Consider the following 23,636-nt stretch of genomic DNA (forward strand, 5'->3'; position numbering starts at 1 on the left):
AATTAAATAAGAAGTTTTTATATCGAAATTACCTTATTAAATAATTCCATACAATTCTTATATTTGCATCGATTCAAAAATAGACCAACAAAGGTCTTATAAGCTACAAATATCAATATGAAGATTCAGGAAAGAATTAGTGCATTTGTTGAACTAGGTAAGTTCTTAAAGCAATTTTCAAAGGAAGAAATACAAATCACAAAGCACGAGTTAAACACTCAATACTTTGAAGAATTTAAGGAATTACTTAACCGAGTTTCAATCGAAAACTTATGGTTCACTCCTAATCATGTTCGAGCTTCCATATTGGGTATCTGTCAATTCTTAACTGAAGAGAACCTGAACCTGTGGCTTGAAAAATACAATGTATCTGAAAATAACACCCATAAAAGTGTCGCTGTAATCATGGCAGGTAATATTCCAATGGTGGGATTTCATGATATGCTTTCAGTATTAATTTCTGGTCACACCTTCATTGGAAAACTATCTACCAAAGACAATCAATTACTTGATTTCGTTGCGAAATTATTAATTAGCCTGAATTCAGAATTCAAAAAACTTATCAATTTTCAATCAGGACAATTAAATAGTAAAAGCAGTTTTGATGCAATTATAGCAACCGGAAGTAACAATTCGGCCAGATACTTTGATGCCTATTTTTCAAAGTATCCTAATATTATTAGAAGAAACCGAAACTCTATCGCGGTAATATCAGGCAACGAAACCGAAGAAGAAATCAAAGCATTAGGTAACGATATTTTCCTTTATTTTGGTTTAGGATGCAGAAATGTATCAAAACTATATATCCCTAAGAATTATAACATTACCAATTTATTTAAACTTTGGGAAGATTATAAACACATTATCGATCATAGCAAATACGCTAACAACTACGATTATCAGCGATCGCTACTATTAATGAATAAAATTCAACACTACGACAATGGATTTTTGCTTCTCCAAGAGAATACAGAAATTGCATCGCCTGTAGGTGTTGTTTACTTTGAATATTATTCCGAACTTCATGATATCGAACAGAAACTAAAGCTTGATTCTGAGTTGATTCAATGTATCGTGGCTTCAAATTTAGATGATACTATTCCTTTTGGAAAAGCTCAGGAGCCTCAATTATGGGACTACGCTGATAATGTAGATACAATGCAATTTTTAACAAACTTATAAGAGAACATACACAATGATATACAGATTTAAAATAACATCTACTGAGGTTGAAGATTTTGAGAGAGAGATAGAGATTGGACATGAACAAACATGGTTGGATATGCACAATGCAATTCAAGAATCTGTTGGGTTTGACAGCTCTCAAATGGCATCGTTTTACCAAATAGCTGCAGATGGACAAAGAGGTTTGGAAATTGCATTATTTGAAATGAATACAGAGGAGGATGATAATATGAATGTAGTAGCAATGGATGTTGCTATGATTCGTGAATTCTCGTCGAAAGAAAATCCAGACTTAATTTACGTATTCGACTTTTTCTCTGACAGACATTTCAATGTTGAATTAATTGAAAAAGGAATTTCAAAATCCACCTCTGATTACCCTAAGTGCATTGTTTCAAAAGGAGAAGCTCCACAACAAATAATGATGGATGCAGAAAATTTTGCTGGTTTGGATTTAGGAAGCATGGATACTGACACAAAAAAAGAAGCCCCAAAAACAGCCGACGATTATCTTGCTGATTTTGATGATAATTTCAATGAAGGTCCTGAATTTGAAAATCTTGATGATTACGAAGACATACTATAGTAATTATCAATTAATAATGAACAATTAGTAATACCAGCATTAGACTAAATGCATTTTAAATATATTTAAATGCATTTAGCCTGATTGTAGCATAATTCATAATTAACCTTGTTCTAATGTCTAAGACCTTAGTTGTTATTCTAGGCCCAACCGGAGTAGGTAAAACTGATTTAAGTATCAATATTGCCAAGCATTTTAACACCGAAATCTCTTCATCTGATAGCAGACAAGTATATCGCGAAATGCGCATTGGCACAGCAGTTCCAGAACCTGAACAACTAGCGGCTGTAAAGCATCATTTTATTCACACCCATTCTATTCACGATTATTTTAGCTCATGGGAGTGCGAAAAACAAACATTGGCTTTGCTCGAAGATCTTTTTCAAGAAAAAGATCAGGTTTTATTGGTTGGAGGCAGCATGATGTATATTGATGCTGTATGCAATGGTATTGATGATATTCCCACAATTGATCCTGATTTACGCAAAGAAGTTTTCGAAACTTACGAGAAAGAAGGTCTGGAGTATATGAGAATGCAATTAAAACAACTCGATCCTGTTTTTTATAATCAAGTTGATTTAAAGAATGCCAAAAGAGTAATCCACGCGGTTGAAATCTGTTTAATGTCAGGAAAACCTTATTCTGAATTGAGAACCAATTCGAAAAAACAGAGGGACTTTGACATCGTTAAAATTGGATTAAATCGGGATCGTGAAGAACTTTACGATAGAATTAATCGAAGAGTAGATATCATGATTGAAGAAGGATTAATTGAAGAGGCAAAGTCGGTTTTTGAATTCCGCCATTACAACTCACTAAATACGGTTGGTTACAAAGAGTTGTTTGAACACTTCGAAGGAAAAATAAGTCTAGAAAAAGCCATTGAGCTAATCAAACGCAACTCCAGAAGATATGCAAAACGACAATTATCTTGGTTCAGAAGAGATGATGAAATCCGATGGTTCCACCCTGAGCAGGAAGAAGAAATTATTACATACTTAGAACAACTGGTTTAAAGTCGATTTCTATAAAAATGAAGAGTTTTGTTATTGAGCAGTTTAGCTTGTGAAATTAGATTTTGAGCTTGTTTATATATGTATTTAAGTCACAAATAAATGCAATTGTTTTTTTTATAAATGCATTCAGCTTGCATATAGAAGAGGTTTAGTTGTGTATAAAAGATTTTAGATCCTTAATTCAAATACATCTATAAATATCCGAACTGCATGAATTCCGAACCTAAAAATTGAGTTACTCAACCTTAAAACATCAATTCGGAACCTATCCGCATAGATATATTACCCTAACAGGTATATAGACTACCCAAATGGAAAAATAAAAATCCTAATAAAACCCTTTCCCGAACACACCAAATTCATCTTTGCCCAGCACTTTGTGTTTCCACACGGCATCCATAAATCCAATGCCATAAGCAAAAAGCTGCACATAGCTTGCAGCCAACGCTTTAACACTAATCTTTAGCGATTTGGTTTTAGTCAATGCATCAGCAAAAACAAGGAAAGTATACAAGAGTGCCGGAAAGGCAAAAACTCTATGCACGCCTACGCCTAGAAGCAATGAACCAATTGTCCCCAAAACAAAAAGAGATGGAAATAAAAAGAATATTTTAAAGGTTTCGGGGTAATGTTTTGATATGATATAGCGAGTTTTTCCAAAGCCAAAAACCTGCTTGTAAAATTTCTTAAAAGAGATTCTTCGTTTGTGAAACACATAAGCATCGCTTACCAATCGGGTTTCGAAGCCTCGTTTAATTACCTCAATGGCAAACACCATATCTTCACCTGGATGCATTGTAGTAACCGGGAATCCACCTGTATTTTCATATACAGCTTTCGAAAAACCAAGGTTAAAACTACGCGGGTGAAACTTATGAACCTGTTTTTTTCCTCCTCTAATTCCGCCAGTAGTAAAAAAAGAAGTCATGGCATAGGAAACTGCTTTCTGAAAATCAGAAAAATCATCCATAGCACCATCAGGTCCACCATAGCAATCCACAAAATTCTCACTTAATTCTTTATGGATGGTTTCCATATAATGAGCAGGCAGAATGCAATCAGAATCGAAAAACAAATAATAGTTCCCTTTTGCCTTGGCCAAGCCATAATTTCGACCAATACTAGGCCCCTGATTTTCTTTGTAATAATACGAGATATTAATCTGATTGGAATATGACTTACAAAGCTCTTCAGATTTAATGGAAGAACCATCTTCAACGACAACCAATTCAAATTCCTTATAAGTTTGAGCGGCCAAACTATCAAGTAATTCTTTCATTTCATCCGGACGATTGTATACCGGCACTATAATTGAAAATTGAATATCAGAATGCATTCTATAATTTTTGATTGAAGTAGAAAATTTCATCCATAGGTAATCGATACCTCTCAGCTACATCAGAAGAAAATTTCTTTGAATATTGGCTTTCGTTAACTGTAAATCCGGCTTTTTGCAATCGATTTGTATAATCTAAGCCATACAAACGAACATGGTCCTTTTGACGATACAGCCTCTCCCTCTCTTTAGGATCAGTTACTGATGGATCCTCCTCGGTTTTTGGATTCAGGGTATCCATTGGCACTTGAAGAATGGCAAACCCGTTTGGCTTTAAAATTCTATGCAATTCGCTCATGGCTTTTGCATCGCTATCTACATGTTCCAATACATGATTGCAAATAACTACATCAAATGTATTCTCATCAAATGGAATTTCTTGTACATCGAAATGAACATCGGCAATAGGCGATTCCAAATCACCGGTTGTATAATCTAGATTCGATAGTGTTTTAAACCTTTTATAAAAACACTGCTCTGGTGCAATGTGCAAAACCTTTAAGTTCTTGCTAAAAAAATCTGTTTCATCCTTAAGATACAACCACATTAATCGGTGCCTTTCCAATGACAAGCATTTTGGACACAAACAATTGTCTCTTCCTGTTTCTTTTGTGTATCCGTAAGGTAAAAACTTCCTAAACTTACCTCCGCAAACCGGACATTCCACCTTATTTCCAATTAAAAAAACAGCAATAATTCTATTAATTAATAAACTAAGTCGAATTAAAAACGGACGAGGAAATATTTGTAATAGTAATCTTATAACTCCTTTAATCATGAGTTGTATGCTATAATTATCAACCAATAAGCTTTATGAGTGTCAATCCACAAATCAACACTCATATCTTATAATTGCATTTAGATTTCTTTTTCGATTTGATATGTATTTCTTTCCGACGAACTGCGGCTAACTAATTCGGCAACAAAGCCAGTTAAAAACAGTTGTGTACCAATAATCATGGTAGCCAACGCAATGTAAAAATAAGGACTATCTGTTACTAGCGGAGCTTTAATTCCCTGACTTATACTATAGATTTTTTGGAATCCAATCCAAGCTGAAGCGAAGAATCCAACAAAAAACATGAGTGTACCCAACAAACCAAAAAAATGCATTGGCTTTTTACCAAACTTGCTAATGAATGTGATAGATAATAGATCAAGAAATCCATTAATAAAACGATTCAAACCAAATTTGGTAATCCCGTATTTTCTTTCCTGATGCTGTACAACCTTCTCTGTAATCTTAACAAAACCGGCCTGTTTGGCAAGAATTGGAATATATCTATGCATTTCTCCATACACCTCTATACTCTTAATTACTTTGTTCTTGTAGGCTTTTAATCCACAATTAAAATCGTGCAATTTAATACCCGACATGGCACGAGCCGTTCTATTAAAAAACTTACTAGGAATCGTTTTTGAAATAGGATCGTATCTTTTTTGTTTCCAACCCGACACCAAATCAAAATCCTCTTCCTTTATCATGCGATACAATTCTGGAATTTCATCAGGAGAATCTTGCAAATCTGCATCCATAGTAATCACAACATCACCTTGCGCTAGTTCAAATCCGCTAAAAAGTGCTGCCGATTTTCCGTAATTTCTACGAAATTTGATTCCACGTACTGCCGAATATTTCTTCTGTAAATTCTCAATCACCTCCCACGAGGCATCATTACTTCCATCATCGACCATAATAAGCTCATGGCTGAAATTATTCTGAGTCATTACTCGATCAATCCATGCCACCAATTCGGGAATCGATTCGTCCTCGTTAAACAGAGGAACTACTACTGAAATATCCATACCTTGTATTTATTGATTTTTTGAATCGTTAAATTTATCAATAGGACTGTTATTAAACAAATTTCTCTTTTGTCTAAAGAAGAATGCCACTATTAATGAAAAGAAAACTCCAGCCATTACTTTTCCTAACCACTGACTGAATGCAAAAATACCAGGAGTAATTTTCCTGTAAATTGACATTAACAATTCTACCTGATCATCTTCATAACCAATTTCAACGAGTCCCTTCTCGGTAAAGTCGACAGCTTCTTGTAATATTCCACCATCAAAATAACCTGTAAGAATATATATATACAGTGCATAAAAAGATGAAGCTACAGCAATCATTAAAGTACCCGCAACAAAAGCACGGCCATATGAAATAACACCAAATAGTACCTCATCACGATATTTTCTTACTCCAAAATATATTCCAAGAATAATCAGGCCTCTGTTTATAAACAACAGCGTCGGATTGTAATTAATAGAAACACCTTTCCAGTAAAACGTTAATGATGCCAATATTAATACGGCTCCCACTAAAGACCCAAATAAAAATGAGTGCTTAAATAAAGTTTTGTAGTACATTTTAATTCTTTTGTGATTTTTCGAACACAAAGATATCCGTTTTTACTGTAATGTATCGCTTAAAAAAGCTTAATTATTACAATACGAAACAGCCGTTTTTACAGCAAGAGCAGAAAATTGAAAATTTATTGACTTTTTTTTGAAAAATTATTTCTCTGAAAATAAAACCCTTGCTGCATTCGATGAAAAAATTGTAGGAAGAAGTTTCATATTTTATTTGCGGGGAAACAACTTTTTTCTACTTTTGTCGTCGGGTAAGCACTACGCGACCAGCTCCTACTGAATCCCCCCAGGGTCGGAAGGCAGCAAGGGTAGGTGGTTGTAGCGGTGCGACGTTTTTGCTTACCCACTTTTTTTATGCCTTTTAGGTTTAAAAATGCCGATGTAGCTCAGCTGGCTAGAGCAGCTGATTTGTAATCAGCAGGTCGTGGGTTCGAGTCCCTCCACCGGCTCCATCAAACAAAAAGAAAGTTTAACGACTTTCTTTCGTTCTTTAAAATATTTTGCAAGTAGCAATTGCCGATGTAGCTCAGCTGGCTAGAGCAGCTGATTTGTAATCAGCAGGTCGTGGGTTCGAGTCCCTCCACCGGCTCCAATACTTGGTTAATTCTAAGTTTTAATTGTTACTTTGCCGTTGTAGCTCAGGGGTAGAGCGCTTCCTTGGTAAGGAAGAGGTCACGAGTTCAAATCTCGTCAATGGCTCAATAAATTCGCCGATGTAGCTCAGCTGGCTAGAGCAGCTGATTTGTAATCAGCAGGTCGTGGGTTCGAGTCCCTCCATCGGCTCTATTAAAACAAAAAGAGAGCTTAATAGCTTTCTTTCGTTCTTCAAAATATTTTGCATTATGCAATTGCCGATGTAGCTCAGCTGGCTAGAGCAGCTGATTTGTAATCAGCAGGTCGTGGGTTCGAGTCCCTCCATCGGCTCTTTTTTTTAATAATCTCACCAACTTTATTTTCGAATTAACTGATACGAATTTATTTCGGATCATATTTTTATTATTAGTTTAAAACCTAATATCACTTTGTTCTTCATAAGAATTTAGTGTATTTTCGTTTTCGACTTAAAAACAAACTAAAAATCGTAAAATGAAGTTTTTTATTGACACAGCTAATCTTGATCAGATTAAAGAAGCACAAGATTTAGGAGTTCTTGACGGCGTAACTACCAACCCTTCTCTTATGGCTAAAGAAGGAATCAAAGGAGAAAAAAACATCAAACAACACTATGTTGATATTTGCGATATAGTTGATGGTGATGTAAGTGCAGAGGTTATTGCAACTGATTTTGACGGAATGATTTCTGAAGGAGAAGAATTAGCAGCATTACATCCTCAAATTGTAGTTAAAGTTCCTTGTACAAAGGATGGAATTAAAGCAGTAAAATACCTAAGCTCAAAAGGTATTCGCACAAACTGTACTTTAATTTTTTCAGTAGGACAAGCATTGCTAGCAGCAAAAGCTGGAGCTACATATGTTTCACCATTTGTAGGAAGACTTGATGATATATCAACCGATGGTATTGAATTAATTCGTCAAATTGCTGATATGAATAATTACTATGGATTTGAAACGCAAGTTTTAGCAGCTTCAATTCGCCATACAATGCATATTATACAATGTGTTGAAGCTGGAGCTGATGTAGCAACATGTCCGTTAAATGCAATTACAGGGCTGTTAAAGCACCCTTTAACTGATAAAGGTTTAGAACAATTCTTAGCTGATTATAATAAGCTGAACAGCTAATTTTATTCAAATGAAATAATCAAGGGAGTGCAATAGCACTCCTTTTTTCTTTTATACATATTAAAATTATATGCTTTGGACTGAAAATAAATAAGCTAGCATAGGATTGTGAATAAATAGAAACTTATATCTTTAAATCCCGAAATAACCCTTAACCACTACAAAATGCTTTTAAAATTGTATCCCGACAATCCCAATCACAGGGAGTTTCGGAAAATAATTGATGTTCTTAAAGATGGTGGAATAATTATTTATCCCACAGATACTGTATATGCTATTGGATGTGATATCACTAACAACAAAGCAATACAACGAATAGCTAAATTAAAAGGAACTACTGCCGAGAAAGGAAATTTTTCTCTTATTTGTAATAACCTAAGTAATTTATCGGAGTACGCGAAAGTTGATAATTCTTCTTTTAAAATAATGAAGAAAAACCTACCAGGAGCGTTTACATTTATTCTTCCCGCGAGTAACAATGTCCCTAAATTATTTAAAAGCAAAAAGAAGACTGTTGGAATTAGGGTTCCCGATCACTACATCCCATTGAGAATTGTGGAAGAGTTAGGAAATCCCATCATGACTACATCAATTCATGATCCAGATGAAGTGATTGAATACACTACTGATCCTGAATTAATAGATGAAAAATATAAAAAAGATGTGGACTTGATAATTGATGGAGGTTACGGAAACAATACAGCATCAACAATCATAGATTGTACAAACGGAGATTTTGAAGTTATAAGACCCGGAATTGGAGAGCTTATTTTTTAATTTGATAAGAAACAAAAATGCCGACAAGAATAATCTTGCCGGCATTTTTTATACAAATCTATGAAATTATGCTACTTTTCCTGATGATTTTAGTAAGCTTACTCTCAAAACGATATGGCCTCCCGGTCTATTTCCAATAAATTCAGGATAATATCCAGCATTCTCGAAATCTGTTTTAACCAAACGTATCAATTCGGTTGCAACATTTTCAAAATGATGAGTTACCACCATTTTTCCCTTACCAAAACTTTTTTCAAATTTAGTCAATACCTTATTTGACTCTTTTTTATACTTCTCAATTTCTTTTTCAATAAGATGATTATACTTTTCTATATTCTCCATGAGTTAAATTAAAGATTGTTTAAAATGTATAGATGATTCTATTTTGTAAATATAATGACATTATTTACGAAGCAAATTTTAAAATGTTATATTTTCATGATTAATATTTACTTTTTAATGATTAAATAAAAATATTAATTGATTTCCAACATCCTATAATTTCTAGCAATCACAAACAATTTTCTCTATTTTTTTTGCATTATTTTTTCAAAAACAAAAGCAATTCTCGTCCCTTAAAATTACAATATCCAAAAAGAGCATAATACACTATACTATATTTCTGAACTTTTTCTGGCTTAAGATGTTTTTAGATTAGTTTGGATTCATTCAAAATAGGTGAATCCGGTCATTTAAAACTTCAATCATGCTGATTCTAATTTTCATATTAATCCATTGGTATGCAAGTCTATTTTTTCAGACTGTTTTCTTACATCGGTACGCAGCACATGCCATGTTTAAGATGAATCCATTCTGGGAGAAAGTATTTTTTATTGCTACCTGGATTTCGCAGGGCACTTCATATCTAAATCCATTTGCTTATGCATATATGCATCGCCTTCATCACATGCATGCAGAAAGTGAGAAAGATCCACATTCACCAGAAAATTCCTACAATATCTTCTCTTTCATGTTGAAAACTTACGACTACTATGCATCTGTTAAGAATAGAGATATTAAAATTGAAGAAGGATTAAGTCTAAATATTCCACGTTGGCAAAAATTCGAAAAATTCTCTGAATCTTGGATATCCAGACTCATGTGGGCATCAATCTACATTTTAGTTTATATAGTTTTTGCACCAAGTATATATTATTTTCTGATACTACCCATACATTTCTTTATGAGTCCCATACATGGAGCAATTATCAACTGGTTCTCTCATAAAATTGGGTATAAAAATTTTCGTCAGGATAATAACTCTACCAACCTCTTCCCTATCGAGATACTTTTGGGAGGAGAAGCTCTTCACAATAACCATCATGCACAACCATGGAAAGCAAATTTTGCCAGGCGATGGTTCGAGTTCGATCCATCCTTTGCCATCATGAGAGTGATGCATGCTTTAAAAATTATCACCATCAATAAAAACGCCTTAAAATAAAGATTATGTGGTACACTAATATTATAGAAAAAGGAATTATTCCAGATAGTTTGATCAGAATTAAGATACGAAGTTTGCTTAAGCAAAGGTTACGTGAGGAAAGAAAAAACTATAATGTTGAAGATCTAATTTCTGAATTAAAAAATAGTCCAATTGCTATTGAAACAAAGGCAGCAAACGAACAACATTACGAGTTGCCAGCTACTTTCTTCGAAAAAGTATTAGACAAATATCTTAAATATTCATGCGGGTATTGGGAACAATCTTTCACACAATTGCATGAAGCAGAAAAGAAAATGCTTGAACTCACAATTGAGAGAGCAGACTTGAAAGATGGCCAAGATATTCTTGAGCTGGGATGTGGTTGGGGATCATTAAGTTTATTTATGGCTCAAAAGTTTAGTAATTCTAAAATAACGGTTGTTTCTAACTCCAATTCGCAAAGAGAATACATAAATGAAAAAGCAGATAGACTAGGTGTCAAAAACTTACACGTCATAACAGCTGACATGAATGATTTTAACACGGATCTGCATTTCGACAGAGTAGTATCAGTTGAAATGTTTGAACACATGCGCAATTATCAAAAACTGCTTTACAGAATAAATGATTTTTTAAAGCCCACAGGTAAATTATTTGTTCACATCTTTTCTCATACCAAACTAGCCTACAAATTCGAGGTTAAAGATTCTAGTGATTGGATGTCAAAATATTTTTTTACTGGCGGCATTATGCCTAGCGAAAAACTATTTGATCACTTTCAGGACCACTTAAGTATTGAAAAACGATGGCACATGAATGGCATACATTACCAAAAAACTGCAGAAGCCTGGTTGGCTAGAATGGATTCTAATAAAAATGAAATTCTACCAATTTTTGAAAACACTTATGGATATCAAGATGCTAAAAAATGGTGGGTTTATTGGAGAATATTTTTCATGGCTTGTGCTGAATTATGGGGTTACAAAGATGGAAAAGAATGGAGCATTAGCCACTACTTATTTAGCAAACGAAATCCTAACTAAAACCAATTATCATGAAAAATATAGCTTTAATATTAGTTGCATTCCTGTTCTATGGTTTTAGTTCCGGTATTGAAGACAAAACATACGAGGGAATAGCGATAGACAACAAATCATTGGAATTTATATACAAGGAAATTCATGAGGAGTTGTTTGAAGAGGGGAAACACATTCGTACCATAACCTCCTTTGTTTGCGACCAAAATAACGAGTTTGCCAAGAGAGAGTTAGATTTTCGAAATTCATTTCAAAAACCTACTTATCGATTAATGGATAAAAGAAGTGGTTTGATAGAAGAGGTAACATACAAAGGCAATAATCAATTTGAAATCAGGTACAGAAAAAACACAAAAAGCAAATTGAAAGAAAAGAGCATTTTTGTTCCTGAACCAGCAATCGTTGATGGCGGTTTTAATTATTTCATCAAAAATAATTGGGATCGAATTTTATCAGAGGAGCGATTAAGCTTCAACTTTCTTTCTGTCGCATTCCAAGATTATTTCAGTTTTCGAATTTATCGAGTAAAAGAAAAGGAAACAAAAAATAAAATCGTTGTTCTTAAAATGGAAACACAAAGTGCTCTGCTTAGAATGTTGATGAATCCCATATACATTTCATATGATTTAAATACTCGAAGGATTTTAAAGTACGAAGGGATTTCGAACATTAGAAATAACAAAGGAAGCAGTTACAAAGCTTTATTGCAATATCCTGAACTTGGACCATAAACAAAAATCAAAATGAAAGAAAAATTAGCCATAATAGGAACCGGAATTGCAGGCATGGGCGTAGCTCATTTATTGCAGAAGCATTATGACATCAGTTTATTTGAGAAGAATAAATATGTAGGTGGGCATACAAATACTGTATTTGTTGAAGAAAACGGAATTGATATTCCTATCGACACTGGTTTTATGGTGTTCAACAAAGAAACCTATCCTAATCTTATTAATTTATTTACTGAGCTAAATGTTCCGATAGAAAAAACAAGCATGAGCTTTAGTGTGCAGCATAAATTAAGCAATCTGGAATACTGTGGATCAGGGTTTAATGGTTTATTTGCACAAAGAAAAAACTTGTTTAATCCGGCTTTTATTAAAATGCTACTACAAATTAATAGGTTCAATAAAGAGAGTGTTCAGGATTTAAATTGTGGATTTCTGAAAAATCAAAGTATTGCTGATTACATCAGTCAAAAATCATATAATTCTGATTTTTTAGAGAAGTACCTTTTACCCATGAGTTCGGCAATTTGGTCAACTCCACCAAATACCAGTTTACAATTTCCTGCTGAAAGTTTGGTTCGTTTCTTTCTTAACCATGGCATGTTAGGATTGGACACACATTTCCAATGGTACACGGTTCAAAATGGTAGTGAATCTTATAAACAAAGATTAATTGCTCCTTTCAGAGATAAAATTAAAACTGGTGTTAAAATTGATACAATAAAAAATACTGGAGATAAGATTGAAATTATCACTGCTAAAAACGAACATTATTTCTATGATAAAGTAATTGTAGCAGCTCATGCGAACGAGGCATTACAAATGTTATCGCAGCCAAGTCAATTGCAGCAAGATTTACTTTCTAAATTTCAATACCAGGAAAATATAGCTACACTTCATTCCGACATTTCGGTAATGCCAAAGAACAAAAAGGTGTGGTCAAGTTGGAACTATTTAATCGATCAGAAAAATGGAGAAAATAGAGCAACAACCATTTACAATATGAATTCTTTACAAAATGTATCTGATAAAGAAAACTATTTCGTGTCCATCAATCCAATCGATTTAGATGAAAATAAAATCCATAAGGTTTTAACCTACTTCCATCCAATATTTACGATTGAATCCCTAAAGGCACAAAAGAGATTACAGGAAATTAACCAAGAAGGCCAAATCTACTTTTGCGGAAGTTATTTCGGATATGGTTTTCATGAGGATGCATATGCTTCAGCAGTACAATTATCAAAACAACTTCTTAATCAGGAAACAAATATTCAGTTAAAAGCAGGATGATCAATCAGAATGAAATATTGAATTCAGCCCTTTATTCATGCGAAATTTATCATTCAAGAATGGAAAAGGTGAACCGAAAGTTTAGTTACAAAAGTTTTCTGTTCTATATCGATTTGGATGAATTGAATATCATCACAAAAAAAATATGCTTGATTAGTCACAACCGCTTTAATTATTTCAATTTTAGAGATAAAGATCATCTTCAGTTAAATGAATCCAAAGTGCAATCTGTTCGAAGTCAGATACAAGAATTCTTAAGTCAGAATGATATTGAAACCATTCCAAAAAGAATTTGTTTGCTTACCAACCTTTGTACTCTGGGATACCAGTTTAATCCTGTGTCGTTTTTTTATTGCTTCGACTCAGACAACAAAGTCTTCGCCTGCATTGCTGAGGTTAACAACACTTTTGGCGAAATGAAACTATTTCTTCTTGATAAGAAGAATCTAAATAAAAACATTTTTACCAACCGACAAAAAAAACATTTCTATGTTTCACCATTTATTGATCATGATGTAGATTTTGACTTTCATTTACAAGTTCCCTCGAATGAATTGTTCAATAAAATAGACAATTACAGAGGAAAACAAAGAATCTTTAGTGCCACTTTAAGCGGAACTAAACAAGCACTCAACAATAGAAATGTGCTCAAGTTTGTTCTTTTATTTCCTCTGATCACCTTGCAAGTAATTTTCTTAATTCACTTTCAAGCACTGAAATTATTGATTTTGGGAATACCTTATTTCAAAAAGGAAGAACATCTGGATTTACAAACAAATCGATTGAAGAAATACGAGAATAAACATTTACGAAAACATAAAAACCGAGAATATGGAAAAGATTTTAACACTACAGCACAAAATCAGCTTTAAAGAACGAATATTCTTAAACTTGATTTCGAAAATGAACAAAGGCTACATTAATATTACATTACCAAACAAGAATGCCTTAGATTTTGGCGACAAAAATTCTGAAATAAAAGCTGATATTCAAATCATTTCAAGTGAGTTTTTCAATCGTTTATTTCTTTACGGAGATATCGGTTTTGGAGAAGCCTACGAAGATGAACTTTGGGAAACTTCTGATATCACATCTGTTATTTCATGGATAATTTTAAATATCGAAAACACACCTTCGGCTTCAGGAAGTAATGTTCGCTCTTTGGCCATGAACCTTTTGAAGTTCACCAATACTTTCATTCATAAACTTCGCGACAACACAATTAGCAAGGCTAAAAAGAATATTTCTGCTCATTACGATTTGAGTAATGATTTCTATTCGCTTTGGTTAGACAAAAGCATGACCTACTCCTCTGCGTATTTTAAGCATAAGGATAGTTCACTTTACAATGCACAACAAGAAAAATATAAAATGTTATCAGAAAAGCTTAAAATTAAGAAAGGAGATAAAATACTTGAAATTGGTTGTGGTTGGGGTGGAATGGCCACATACTTGGCAAAAAATTATGATGCTGAAGTTACAGCTATTACCATTTCAAAAGAACAATATCACTACGCAAAGAAAAGAGTAAAAAATGAAGGCATCGAAAATAGAGTAAAAATTCTATTTAGAGATTATCGTTTGATAAATGGGAAGTACGATAAAATTGTATCTATAGAAATGCTAGAGGCGGTTGGGCATAGATTCTACAAACCATTTTTCGCCAAAATTAATGAACTATTAACCAAAGATGGTTTATTGGCCTTGCAGGTTATTACCTGTCCTGACTCTCGCTTTAAGGAAATGAAAAACGGTGTTGATTGGATACAAAAGCACATCTTTCCAGGATCATTGTTGCCGTCGGTTTCAGCACTAAATAGAGCCATGAATCAAAGCTCAAACCTAACGCCAATTCACTTAGAAGATATGGGTAAACATTACGCTCAAACCTTACGATTATGGCGCGAATCCTTTAATCAAAAAATTAATGACATAAACTCCTTAGGATTTAACCAACAGTTTACAAGAAAATGGAACTATTACCTATCCTATTGCGAATCTGCATTTGACATGCGTAATATCAATGTTATGCAATTACTCTATTCTCGACCAAATAACCTAAAATACTGATATGGGAAATTTTGTGATCATAGGAGGATCTTCAGGAATTGGCAAAGAACTAGTAAGGATTTTGTCAAAGTCCGGTCATCAAGTTTTTGCCACTTATTGCAAAAATTTGGTAGAGGAAAAAATTCCTAATGTTGAATTCCGACAACTTAATGTATTGGATGAAAATTTGAGTTTAGATTTTCTCCCAGAGCAAATAGATGGATTTGTGTATTGCCCAGGCAGTATTAATTTGCGTCCTTTTCACCGCATCAAAGCAGAGGATTTTATTGCAGATTATCAACTACAAGTAATAGGCGCAATACGAATTCTTCAAGAGGTTTTTCCTGCTTTAAAAATATCCGGAAAAGCATCTGTTATGCTTTTTTCAAGTATTGTTGTTCAACAAGGGTTCAATTTTCATGCGCAAGTAGCCAGTTCGAAAGGTGCTTTGGAAGGGTTGTGCAAATCGTTGGCTGCCGAATGGGCTCCTCATATAAGAGTAAATGTTATTGCCCCTTCCTTAACCAACACACCTTTAACAGCACGACTTCTTAACTCTGAAGAAAAAAAAGAGTCTAATGCACAACGACATCCTTTACAGAAAATAGGTGATGCAAGTGATATAGCTGAAATGGCAGCATTTCTTTTATCTGAGAAAGCATCATGGATTACTGGCCAAATCATTCATATAGATGGTGGTCTATCAAGTGTTAAACTTTAAAAAATAATACAATGTTCCGATTATTTAAGAAAAAATCAAAAGTTGAGGTTCTACAAAAGAAGTACCAAAATTTAATGAAAGAGTGGCATCAACTGTCAAAAACAAATAGAACAAAAAGTGATCAGAAATATGCTGAAGCTCAACAAATACTAACAGAAATTGAAACACTTAAAACCGTTTAAATTATGTCATTTTACCAATTTTATAAAGAGCAAATATTACATGCTAGCATCGACGATGTTTGGGAATTTATTTCTTCACCAATCAATCTAAAAGAAATTACTCCCAAATACATGGGCTTCGATATCATTTCAGATTTGATGGATAAAAAAATGTATCCAGGTATGATCATTAGTTACAAAGTAAGTCCTGTTTTAGGCATTAAAACCACTTGGGTAACTGAAATAACACAGGTACGTGACAAGTCCTATTTTGTAGATGAACAACGTGTTGGTCCTTATTCTATATGGCACCATCAACACATTATTGAACCATTGTCTAATGGAGTGATCATGAAGGATATCATATCCTATCAACCTCCATTTGGCTTTCTAGGAGCTATTGCAAATAGGTTATTTATTAAATCGAAACTGAATGAAATATTCGAATATCGAAGAAAAGTTTTAGAGCTTCGATTTAATGCTTCCAAAATGAAGGTGAAAATAGCACCAACACTGTAAATAACTCTAGTCTTCCTAACATCATTAGGAATGCAAGGAACCATTTTGCCAAATCAGGCAAATGATGAAAATTTTCCATTGGCCCAATTTCACCAAATCCAGGTCCAACATTACCTAATGTTGTAGCTACAGCACTAAATGCAGAATAAATGTCTGGTGTCCAAAAAGACATTAAAACAGCTGATAACATGAAAATTAGAATATAAAATACAAAAAATGCCAAAATGTTGGTAACAGTTCTTTGATCAACAACTTTAGAATTGTATCGAATAGGAATTACAGCATTGGGATGAACCAATCTTTTCAATTCGTAAAAGCTATTTTTAAATAGTAATAAAATTCGAACTACCTTAACTCCACCACCGGTTGAACCGGCCGATCCACCAACAAAAAACAAAACAAAAATCAACATTCCTAAAAATGGTGACCAAAGCAGATAATCCGCTGTTGCATAACCTGTCGTTGTAATGATAGAAACTACTGTAAATAGTGCATCTCTGAATGCTTGTTCACCTGTTACATTTCCTGCTGCAATTAAACCAAGGGTAATTATAAAGGCAAAAAACAATACAACCAAAGTGTAAAACCTAAATTCTTCATCTTTAAAAACCTTTGTAAAACGCCCGGTAATCATTCCATATGAAAGGGTAAAGTTGGTACCCGCCACGAACATGAAAAATATAATAATATATTGGATATATGGAGATGTATAAAAACCTACACTCGCTTGCTTGGTGGAATATCCTCCTGTAGCCATTGTTGTTAATGAGTGATTTATGGCATCAAAAAAGCTCATTCCGCCAGCATACAAAAGAATGGTTTCAATTGCAGTAAAAAGCATGTATAATCCCCAAAGGTTTCTAGCTGTTTCTTTAATTCTTGGAGTAAGTTTATCTGGTGCAGGTCCAGGCACTTCCGCAACAAATAGTTCTCGTCCTCCAATACCTAGAGTCGGTAGAATGGCAAGGAACATAACGATAATTCCCATTCCTCCCATCCATTGAGTTAACGACCTCCAAAACAGAATACCATGAGGCAACTCCTCAATATTATTTAATATGGATGAGCCTGTTGTTGTAAAACCAGACATCGTTTCAAAAAAAGCATCCGTTACTGAAGGTATTGCCCCACTAAATAAATAGGGTAAACATCCAAACATGGAAAAAACAACCCAAACCAAACTTACAATGATATACCCTTCTCTCTTACCTAAATCTTTCTGTACTCCTTTTGACAATAAATAACTAAATGTTCCTACAGCAAAGGTTACTAATCCTGCTCTCAAAAAGGCAGTAGTGTCATTTCCCTGATAGATTAATGAAACCAATAATGAAATGAAAAGAAAGAAACTTTCGCCAACTAAAAGTTTCCCCAGTATATTTAATATAATTTTAAATTTAATCACAGAATTTAGGTTGAAATTTTAGTCAAAGATAAATGACTATTACTTGTTATAAAAATTTACTTATTGATTCTTCCAAAAAGCCGGTACAAATATAATTAATAAGGTAAATAACTCTAAACGTCCTAGCAACATTAAAAATGAAAGCACCCATTTTGCTGCATTAGGTAGCATTGCAAAGTTGTCAACTGGTCCAACTTTTCCTAAGCCAGGACCAATTCCTCCCATTGTAGTTGCAACAGCTCCCATGGATGATATGAAGTCCAATCCTAAAAAAGCCAACACAATGGTACTCGCAAAAAATATGGCAAAATACAATACTACAAAAGCTTGTATCTTAAATATGATATCTTTTCCTATTGCCTCTTTATTATAACGCACTGGTATCACTGCTGAAGGATGAATCATCCTTTTAAACTCCAAAATGCTATTTTTAAACAATAGCAAATGACGAAGAATTTTAACTCCTCCTGATGTTGAACCGACACAAGCTCCTGTAAACATTAAACCAAAAATAAGTATCCACAGATAGGAAGGCCAAGCTGTATAATCGGCACTAACGAAACCTGTACTGGTAATCACTGATACAACTTGAAAGAGTGCATCACGAAACGAATGTTCAAAAGGAGCGTGATTTTTAAGTATTAGAGTTAAAGTAATGATTGCGGTTATCAGAATAATTAATCCCAAATAAAATTTAAATTCTTGATTTTGAATAACCTTTTTCAGGTTTCCTTTAATCGCAAAATAGTGAAGGGTAAAATTTACCCCTGCCAAAAACATAAAAAGGGTAATTACATATTGAATGTATGGCGAATACCCCATAATACTATCATTCTTAGTAGAAAAGCCCCCAGAAGCTAAAGTTCCAAAAGAATGACAAACTGCATCAAAAAATCCCATATCACCCAACATCAAGAAGATGATTTCCAATGCAATTAATAGCATGTAAATTCCCCACAATCTTTTAGCTGTTTCTTTTATTCTTGGGTGAAGTTTATCTACAGTTACTCCTGCAGCTTCAGCGTTAAACATTGCCATTCCACCAAATCCAAAAATTGGTAAAACAGCAACCGTTAAAACCAAAATCCCCATTCCTCCTAAAAGGTGTGTAAGCGACCTCCAAAATAAAATACCGTGAGGCAAGGATTCAATATCAGTAATTACTGATGCTCCTGTAGTTGTAAAACCAGATATCGTTTCAAAAAAAGCATTGGTATACGAAGGAACATACGATCCAATCCAATATGGTAATGCTCCAAATATCGAGAAAAATACCCAAACCAAACTTACTACAAGAAAAGCTTCTCGCTTGTGCATTTCTTGTCTATGGTTTTTCGTGATCAGAAAAAGAATTCCTCCAACTACTACTGTAATTATAGCTGACTTCAAGAAACATCCCAAATCACCTTCACAATAGGAAAACGATATCAGTGCGCAAAGAATCATAAATATTGATTCAATTAGAGCTAACACTGACATTAAATAAAAAACGTACTTCAAATTCATAGCACCAAGAAAAACCCACCTCTGGAAGAAGGTGAGTTATTAACGAAAAAAGAGCTTGTAAAAGCTCTTTTAATATCTTATTTAAAAAATTTCTCTACTTTTTTGATGGCTGAAGGTAAAGTAAATACAACCACTTTATCGTCAGCCATGATTTGAGTATCCCCAGTTGCAATAATGCTATCATCATCGCGTATGATTCCTCCAATATTGGCATCATCTGGAAAATCTAAATCTTTCAATGCAGCTTTGGTTATTTTCGATCCCTTTTTTGCTGTAAGCTCCATCACCTCAGCTTCAGAAACGGTAAGCCACTTACAATGCTGAACATCAGCATCCATAGTAAAACGGTAAATATAACTTGCTGCAAGAAGCTTTTTGTTAATCATGGTTCCTACCCCAATATTGTCGGCAAGATCTATGTAATCGATATTTTCAACTTCGGCAATCGTTCTGCGTACACCCATTTTTTTCGCTAGCAAACAAGCCAAAATATTGGTTTCCGAGTTACCTGTCACTGCAACAAAAGCATCCATTTTATGAATCCCTTCTTCTTTCAACAACTCCTTATCACGACCATCGCCATTAATTACCAAAGTATCTTGTAAACTATCTGCTAATTTTAAGCTCTTTTCCTTATCAATTTCCAGAAGTTTCAAATTCATTTTTCGGCCCAATTCCATAGCAGTCTTTTGTCCAATTCGACTTCCACCAAGAATCATGGCATTCTTCACTTCGTACTTTTGTTTTCCGGCCAAAAGCATTACTTTTTCAATACTTTCGGGCTTACTCACAACAAAAACCAAATCTCCTCTCGAAAATCGATTATGACCTCTTGGAATAATAGTCATATCCTCGCGCTTAATAGCTACAGCACGAAAATCAACATCACTAGTCATTTCAGCCACTTCGGCCATGGTTTTATCCATTAAAATAGACTTACTACTGATTTTGATTCCGTATAATAGAAGTTTTCCGCCTGAGAATTCATACATCTGACGAGTACCTGAGCGAGACAAATAGCTTATCACCTCTTTTGCAGCCAGCTTTTCTGGATAAATTAATTCATCAATCCCTAAGCTTTGGAGGTACTCTTTGTTTTCAGGAATTAAATACTCTTGATTATCGATACGTGCAATTGTTTTTATTGCTCCTAATTTCTTGGCAAGAATTGTAGAAGTAATATTTGTCGTTTCTGATTGCGTTACCGCGATAAATAAATCAGCCTTCTTAACACTCGCTTCCTTCAAGTCCTTCAGTGAAGAACTAGAGCCCACAATGGTTAATAAATCCAAATGGGAATCAACTTCTTTCAATTTTTCTTCATCCTGATCCAATAAAATAATATCATGATCCTGATGACTCAACATCTTCGCCAAATGAGTTCCAACAGCTCCTGCACCGGCAATAACAATCTTCATATCTTTATTCCGTTAACTAATATTTTTGGAAAAATTCGAGGCAAATTAACACAATATCGAGCAAATTCGATAATAAATCGTTAAAAAAAATTAAAAAGCCAAGCTCTCTAAATTACCAAATCAGAATCTAAAATCAAAAGCCTTAATTGAATACTATATTTTTGTACACCAATACAATTAATCCGAAGACAAATCAACAATAAAAGCTCCTCTATCCTTTATAACAAATAAATTACATACACTATGCACATTAACACTTTGCAATCGTTGTAAATCATTTCTATATACAGATCCATCAATCACAACAGTAGAATTTATCGGATTTTTTGTTAATAATTCCGCTTTTTTCAATGATGATTTTCTCATTAGTATAATATCTGGATCAAGACGATTTAATAACTCCAAAGAGAAATCATTACTCTTTTGAATGATTAGAATTTTACTACCAGAAAATTCTCTAAAGTCTACTTCCTTTATTGTATCAGTTTTGAACTCATTAAGATGATTTTGAATTTGATAGTTATTTGCCAAGAACTTCTGCTTCGACATTTCCATATCTCTATCGCACAAATAACTCACTTGGTTTCCACTCCTAAATCCGATTAGTGCATTTCTCCCAGCATTAAAAATGATCAATTCCTGCTTTTTAGGTTGAAATTGTTTTAGAAGTTCTGGTATTTGAAAAAAGATCAGCAAAATCATCAAACTATAAACAGCAAATTTTCTCTTTAAAATCACAATAAAAATCAGACTAATGATTAAAGCATATAATATCACAACTTGAAAGGAAGAAAAGCTAACAGAATGAATAACGGCTCCCGGCAATTCTTGTATCCAAATAATAATTTGGTTTAATATTTTAATTAAATGTTGAAGTATCCAACTCAATAAGTTTGAAAGTATTTCAACCTGAGACAGTATTAATAACAGAGCGGATAGGTAGATTAGTATACCTGCCATTAAGATTACAACGTAACCCGACAATAGAAAATAAGAAGGAAACTGATTAAAATAGTAAATCGTTAAAGGAAAGGTAGCAATTTGTGCTGCTATTGCAACAGTTGTTAATTGCCATAATTTATTCAAAATAGGGTTTCGAATAAAAAATAACTTGTCAAATTTGGGTTGCAAAAATACGATTCCTACAACCGCCAAATATGAGAATTGAAATCCTACCGTGAATAACAAGTAAGGATTATAAAGTAATAGAAAAAAAGCAGAAGCAGCGAGAGAATTAAAAACTCCTCCTTTACGCCTCATTGCCTCACCAACCACAATAAAACTAAACATGCAGGCAGCTCTCATTACTGAGGGTGACAATCCTGTTAATAAGGCATACAGCCAGAGAATAATTAAGAGAAGTACACTACGAATCCATCTTCCATATTTTATTTTTAACAAGAATCCCAGGAGGTAACTCATGATCAAATAAATGATTCCTACGTGCAAACCGGATACTGCTAAAACATGCATGGCTCCTGCATCAGCCCAGGCTTTCCTTACTTCAGGGTCGAGACTTGTTTTATATCCCAAAGTAAGAGCTGCCAGGATATCAAAACTTTCATTTGTTATTCCGTTATCCCGATATATTTGCAAAAGCTGATCTCGCCATTTCCAAGCCAATGCACGAATATTCATCTGGTGATCAGTTGGAAGCTTAATCCAATTTGTAGTATTTACATAGGATGAATATAAAATATGACGAGTTTTTAAATAGCCAGCATAGTCAAATTCGTTAGGGTTTCCAGCATTTTTAACACGTTCGATCTTAGAGTTGACTAATATTAGATCCCCAACATTCAATTGGTTTATTATACTATCCTTTTTAAAGTATAAAATGATATTGGCAGTCTCTTTAGTAGTGTAATTCTTATTTACAGATTCTGTAATTCTTGCAACACAGGAAAATGTATTAGCTTTTTCAACGGGATTTTCAATTAATTTCAACTGGTATGCTTCACATGAATCTACTTCACTCAAAAACATGCTTTCCTGAACAACTTGAGTTCTAAAAACTCCTAAGCTTGTATATAGGATTATCATTATCAAACCAAAAATTGATCGCATTTTATATGACTTCTTCAATTTGGGAATCAGCACAAATAATATCATTAAAACTATACCTAATAAAAGTAGAATAAGAGTCAACTTATTGTAGGTCTCAAATAGTTCCGCTATAAAAATCCCAACTATCAGAAAAAATAGAACTCGAAGAAAAGGATATTGTCGTAGTAGTTCCCGTAAATCCATGTTAACACATTTTATGGTCAATTGAATTTAAGAAATCCTACTCTAAAAAAAAAGTCCTTGCTAAAAAACAAGGACTTATCTAACTATTATACAGAGTGCTTTCG

The 23,636-nt window shown here is 33.8% G+C and carries 23 protein-coding genes, 5 tRNA genes and 1 other RNA gene; 20 read left to right on the plus strand and 9 right to left on the minus strand.

All coding sequences use genetic code 11. The annotated features are described in order from the left end of the window. Window positions 1-117: 117 nt before the first annotated feature. From DF185_RS08930 to miaA, 3 genes are all read left to right on the plus strand, one after another. The gene (locus DF185_RS08930) at window positions 118-1,182 is read left to right on the plus strand and encodes an acyl-CoA reductase (protein WP_110360401.1); all 1,065 of its coding nucleotides are present in this window, start codon (window positions 118-120) and stop codon (window positions 1,180-1,182) included. A gap of 13 nt (window positions 1,183-1,195) precedes the next feature. Beyond that, window positions 1,196-1,771: an IS1096 element passenger TnpR family protein gene (locus tag DF185_RS08935; protein ID WP_110360402.1), complete on the plus strand. Its 576-nt coding sequence runs from the start codon at window positions 1,196-1,198 to the stop codon at window positions 1,769-1,771. Between the two features lie 116 nt (window positions 1,772-1,887). After that, window positions 1,888-2,787, plus strand: a complete 900-nt coding sequence (gene miaA, locus DF185_RS08940; protein ID WP_110360403.1) for a tRNA (adenosine(37)-N6)-dimethylallyltransferase MiaA — start codon at window positions 1,888-1,890, stop codon at window positions 2,785-2,787. Between the two features lie 328 nt (window positions 2,788-3,115). Here miaA and DF185_RS08945 read toward each other — a convergent pair whose 3' ends face one another. The 4 genes from DF185_RS08945 to DF185_RS08960 form a co-directional block, all read right to left on the minus strand. After that, on the minus strand, window positions 3,116-4,123 hold the full coding sequence (locus DF185_RS08945; RefSeq protein WP_207784609.1) for a glycosyltransferase family 2 protein: 1,008 nt from the start codon (window positions 4,121-4,123) through the stop codon (window positions 3,116-3,118). A 1-nt stretch (window position 4,124) separates the two neighbouring features. Beyond that, window positions 4,125-4,901: a class I SAM-dependent methyltransferase gene (locus DF185_RS08950; protein WP_243421763.1), complete on the minus strand. Its 777-nt coding sequence runs from the start codon at window positions 4,899-4,901 to the stop codon at window positions 4,125-4,127. 80 nt (window positions 4,902-4,981) lie between these two features. Then, the gene (locus DF185_RS08955) at window positions 4,982-5,929 is read right to left on the minus strand and encodes a glycosyltransferase family 2 protein (RefSeq protein WP_110360404.1); all 948 of its coding nucleotides are present in this window, start codon (window positions 5,927-5,929) and stop codon (window positions 4,982-4,984) included. Between the two features lie 9 nt (window positions 5,930-5,938). Beyond that, window positions 5,939-6,496: a DUF4199 domain-containing protein gene (locus DF185_RS08960; RefSeq protein WP_110360405.1), complete on the minus strand. Its 558-nt coding sequence runs from the start codon at window positions 6,494-6,496 to the stop codon at window positions 5,939-5,941. Between the two features lie 252 nt (window positions 6,497-6,748). On the opposite strand from DF185_RS08960, the gene ffs reads away from it, so the two are divergent. The 8 genes from ffs (at window position 6,749) to DF185_RS09000 (ending at window position 9,019) form a co-directional block, all read left to right on the plus strand. Then, window positions 6,749-6,847, plus strand: an RNA gene (gene ffs, locus DF185_RS08965) — signal recognition particle sRNA small type. A 27-nt stretch (window positions 6,848-6,874) separates the two neighbouring features. Next, window positions 6,875-6,951 (plus strand) — tRNA-Thr (locus DF185_RS08970). A 63-nt stretch (window positions 6,952-7,014) separates the two neighbouring features. Next, window positions 7,015-7,091 (plus strand) — tRNA-Thr (locus DF185_RS08975). Between the two features lie 35 nt (window positions 7,092-7,126). Beyond that, a tRNA-Thr gene (locus DF185_RS08980) sits at window positions 7,127-7,198 on the plus strand. A 10-nt stretch (window positions 7,199-7,208) separates the two neighbouring features. Next, window positions 7,209-7,282, plus strand: a tRNA-Thr gene (locus DF185_RS08985). Window positions 7,283-7,349: 67 nt separating this feature from the next. After that, window positions 7,350-7,423, plus strand: a tRNA-Thr gene (locus DF185_RS08990). Window positions 7,424-7,585: 162 nt separating this feature from the next. Beyond that, complete coding sequence (gene fsa, locus DF185_RS08995; RefSeq protein ID WP_110360406.1) at window positions 7,586-8,242, plus strand: fructose-6-phosphate aldolase; 657 nt, start codon at window positions 7,586-7,588, stop codon at window positions 8,240-8,242. A 165-nt stretch (window positions 8,243-8,407) separates the two neighbouring features. Next, window positions 8,408-9,019: an L-threonylcarbamoyladenylate synthase gene (locus tag DF185_RS09000; protein WP_110360407.1), complete on the plus strand. Its 612-nt coding sequence runs from the start codon at window positions 8,408-8,410 to the stop codon at window positions 9,017-9,019. A gap of 66 nt (window positions 9,020-9,085) precedes the next feature. Here the strand turns inward: DF185_RS09000 and DF185_RS09005 are convergent, their stop codons facing one another. Next, entirely contained in the window at window positions 9,086-9,361 is a 276-nt protein-coding gene (locus DF185_RS09005; RefSeq protein ID WP_110360408.1) for a hypothetical protein, read from the minus strand. Window positions 9,362-9,725: 364 nt separating this feature from the next. On the opposite strand from DF185_RS09005, the gene DF185_RS09010 reads away from it, so the two are divergent. Genes DF185_RS09010 through DF185_RS09050 form a run of 9 tightly spaced genes read left to right on the plus strand, consistent with a single transcriptional unit; the run spans window position 9,726 to window position 16,953 of the window. Then, window positions 9,726-10,463, plus strand: coding sequence for an acyl-CoA desaturase (locus DF185_RS09010; protein ID WP_110360409.1), 738 nt, complete (start codon window positions 9,726-9,728; stop codon window positions 10,461-10,463). 5 nt (window positions 10,464-10,468) lie between these two features. Further along, entirely contained in the window at window positions 10,469-11,488 is a 1,020-nt protein-coding gene (locus DF185_RS09015) for an SAM-dependent methyltransferase (RefSeq protein WP_110360410.1), read from the plus strand. Window positions 11,489-11,499: 11 nt separating this feature from the next. After that, window positions 11,500-12,213, plus strand: a complete 714-nt coding sequence (locus DF185_RS09020) for a hypothetical protein (protein WP_110360411.1) — start codon at window positions 11,500-11,502, stop codon at window positions 12,211-12,213. Window positions 12,214-12,225: 12 nt separating this feature from the next. After that, entirely contained in the window at window positions 12,226-13,503 is a 1,278-nt protein-coding gene (locus DF185_RS09025; protein WP_110360412.1) for an NAD(P)/FAD-dependent oxidoreductase, read from the plus strand. Further along, a complete protein-coding gene (locus tag DF185_RS09030) occupies window positions 13,500-14,375 on the plus strand; it encodes a DUF1365 domain-containing protein (RefSeq protein WP_110360413.1) in 876 nt (291 codons plus the stop codon). The genes DF185_RS09025 and DF185_RS09030 overlap by 4 nt, the downstream gene beginning before the upstream one ends. After that, complete coding sequence (locus tag DF185_RS09035; protein WP_110360414.1) at window positions 14,335-15,573, plus strand: SAM-dependent methyltransferase; 1,239 nt, start codon at window positions 14,335-14,337, stop codon at window positions 15,571-15,573. The genes DF185_RS09030 and DF185_RS09035 overlap by 41 nt, the downstream gene beginning before the upstream one ends. Before the next feature lies 1 nt (window position 15,574). Further along, window positions 15,575-16,273 carry an SDR family NAD(P)-dependent oxidoreductase gene (locus DF185_RS09040; RefSeq protein WP_110360415.1) on the plus strand — a complete coding sequence of 233 codons (699 nt, stop codon included), beginning with the start codon at window positions 15,575-15,577 and terminating at the stop codon, window positions 16,271-16,273. Window positions 16,274-16,284: 11 nt separating this feature from the next. Then, complete coding sequence (locus DF185_RS09045) at window positions 16,285-16,455, plus strand: Lacal_2735 family protein (RefSeq protein WP_110360416.1); 171 nt, start codon at window positions 16,285-16,287, stop codon at window positions 16,453-16,455. Between the two features lie 3 nt (window positions 16,456-16,458). Beyond that, complete coding sequence (locus DF185_RS09050) at window positions 16,459-16,953, plus strand: SRPBCC family protein (RefSeq protein WP_110360417.1); 495 nt, start codon at window positions 16,459-16,461, stop codon at window positions 16,951-16,953. Here the strand turns inward: DF185_RS09050 and DF185_RS09055 are convergent. The 4 genes from DF185_RS09055 to DF185_RS09070 form a co-directional block, all read right to left on the minus strand. Further along, entirely contained in the window at window positions 16,910-18,358 is a 1,449-nt protein-coding gene (locus DF185_RS09055; RefSeq protein ID WP_110360418.1) for a TrkH family potassium uptake protein, read from the minus strand. The genes DF185_RS09050 and DF185_RS09055 overlap by 44 nt on opposite strands. Before the next feature lie 60 nt (window positions 18,359-18,418). Continuing rightward, complete coding sequence (locus DF185_RS09060) at window positions 18,419-19,804, minus strand: TrkH family potassium uptake protein (RefSeq protein WP_207784610.1); 1,386 nt, start codon at window positions 19,802-19,804, stop codon at window positions 18,419-18,421. Between the two features lie 137 nt (window positions 19,805-19,941). After that, window positions 19,942-21,282 carry a Trk system potassium transporter TrkA gene (gene trkA / locus DF185_RS09065; RefSeq protein WP_110360420.1) on the minus strand — a complete coding sequence of 447 codons (1,341 nt, stop codon included), beginning with the start codon at window positions 21,280-21,282 and terminating at the stop codon, window positions 19,942-19,944. Window positions 21,283-21,459: 177 nt separating this feature from the next. Beyond that, window positions 21,460-23,532 carry a ComEC/Rec2 family competence protein gene (locus tag DF185_RS09070; RefSeq protein WP_110360421.1) on the minus strand — a complete coding sequence of 691 codons (2,073 nt, stop codon included), beginning with the start codon at window positions 23,530-23,532 and terminating at the stop codon, window positions 21,460-21,462. Between the last annotated feature and the right edge of the window lie 104 nt (window positions 23,533-23,636).

It is taken from the genome of Marinifilum breve (assembly GCF_003202155.1).
Lineage (GTDB): Bacteria > Bacteroidota > Bacteroidia > Bacteroidales > Marinifilaceae > Marinifilum > Marinifilum breve.

Bases quoted from the DNA above. Each gene is read 5' to 3' on its own strand.
- DF185_RS08930 (WP_110360401.1), top strand. From the start codon at position 118: ATGAAGATTCAGGAAAGAATTAGTGCATTTGTTGAACTAGGTAAGTTC.
- DF185_RS08935 (WP_110360402.1), top strand. From the start codon at position 1,196: ATGATATACAGATTTAAAATAACATCTACTGAGGTTGAAGATTTTGAG.
- miaA (WP_110360403.1), top strand. From the start codon at position 1,888: ATGTCTAAGACCTTAGTTGTTATTCTAGGCCCAACCGGAGTAGGTAAA.
- DF185_RS08945 (WP_207784609.1), bottom strand. From the start codon at position 4,123: ATGCATTCTGATATTCAATTTTCAATTATAGTGCCGGTATACAATCGT.
- DF185_RS08950 (WP_243421763.1), bottom strand. From the start codon at position 4,901: ATGATTAAAGGAGTTATAAGATTACTATTACAAATATTTCCTCGTCCG.
- DF185_RS08955 (WP_110360404.1), bottom strand. From the start codon at position 5,929: ATGGATATTTCAGTAGTAGTTCCTCTGTTTAACGAGGACGAATCGATT.
- DF185_RS08960 (WP_110360405.1), bottom strand. From the start codon at position 6,496: ATGTACTACAAAACTTTATTTAAGCACTCATTTTTATTTGGGTCTTTA.
- fsa (WP_110360406.1), top strand. From the start codon at position 7,586: ATGAAGTTTTTTATTGACACAGCTAATCTTGATCAGATTAAAGAAGCA.
- DF185_RS09000 (WP_110360407.1), top strand. From the start codon at position 8,408: ATGCTTTTAAAATTGTATCCCGACAATCCCAATCACAGGGAGTTTCGG.
- DF185_RS09005 (WP_110360408.1), bottom strand. From the start codon at position 9,361: ATGGAGAATATAGAAAAGTATAATCATCTTATTGAAAAAGAAATTGAG.
- DF185_RS09010 (WP_110360409.1), top strand. From the start codon at position 9,726: ATGCTGATTCTAATTTTCATATTAATCCATTGGTATGCAAGTCTATTT.
- DF185_RS09015 (WP_110360410.1), top strand. From the start codon at position 10,469: ATGTGGTACACTAATATTATAGAAAAAGGAATTATTCCAGATAGTTTG.
- DF185_RS09020 (WP_110360411.1), top strand. From the start codon at position 11,500: ATGAAAAATATAGCTTTAATATTAGTTGCATTCCTGTTCTATGGTTTT.
- DF185_RS09025 (WP_110360412.1), top strand. From the start codon at position 12,226: ATGAAAGAAAAATTAGCCATAATAGGAACCGGAATTGCAGGCATGGGC.
- DF185_RS09030 (WP_110360413.1), top strand. From the start codon at position 13,500: ATGATCAATCAGAATGAAATATTGAATTCAGCCCTTTATTCATGCGAA.
- DF185_RS09035 (WP_110360414.1), top strand. From the start codon at position 14,335: ATGGAAAAGATTTTAACACTACAGCACAAAATCAGCTTTAAAGAACGA.
- DF185_RS09040 (WP_110360415.1), top strand. From the start codon at position 15,575: ATGGGAAATTTTGTGATCATAGGAGGATCTTCAGGAATTGGCAAAGAA.
- DF185_RS09045 (WP_110360416.1), top strand. From the start codon at position 16,285: ATGTTCCGATTATTTAAGAAAAAATCAAAAGTTGAGGTTCTACAAAAG.
- DF185_RS09050 (WP_110360417.1), top strand. From the start codon at position 16,459: ATGTCATTTTACCAATTTTATAAAGAGCAAATATTACATGCTAGCATC.
- DF185_RS09060 (WP_207784610.1), bottom strand. From the start codon at position 19,804: ATGATTCTTTGCGCACTGATATCGTTTTCCTATTGTGAAGGTGATTTG.
- trkA (WP_110360420.1), bottom strand. From the start codon at position 21,282: ATGAAGATTGTTATTGCCGGTGCAGGAGCTGTTGGAACTCATTTGGCG.
- DF185_RS09070 (WP_110360421.1), bottom strand. From the start codon at position 23,532: ATGGATTTACGGGAACTACTACGACAATATCCTTTTCTTCGAGTTCTA.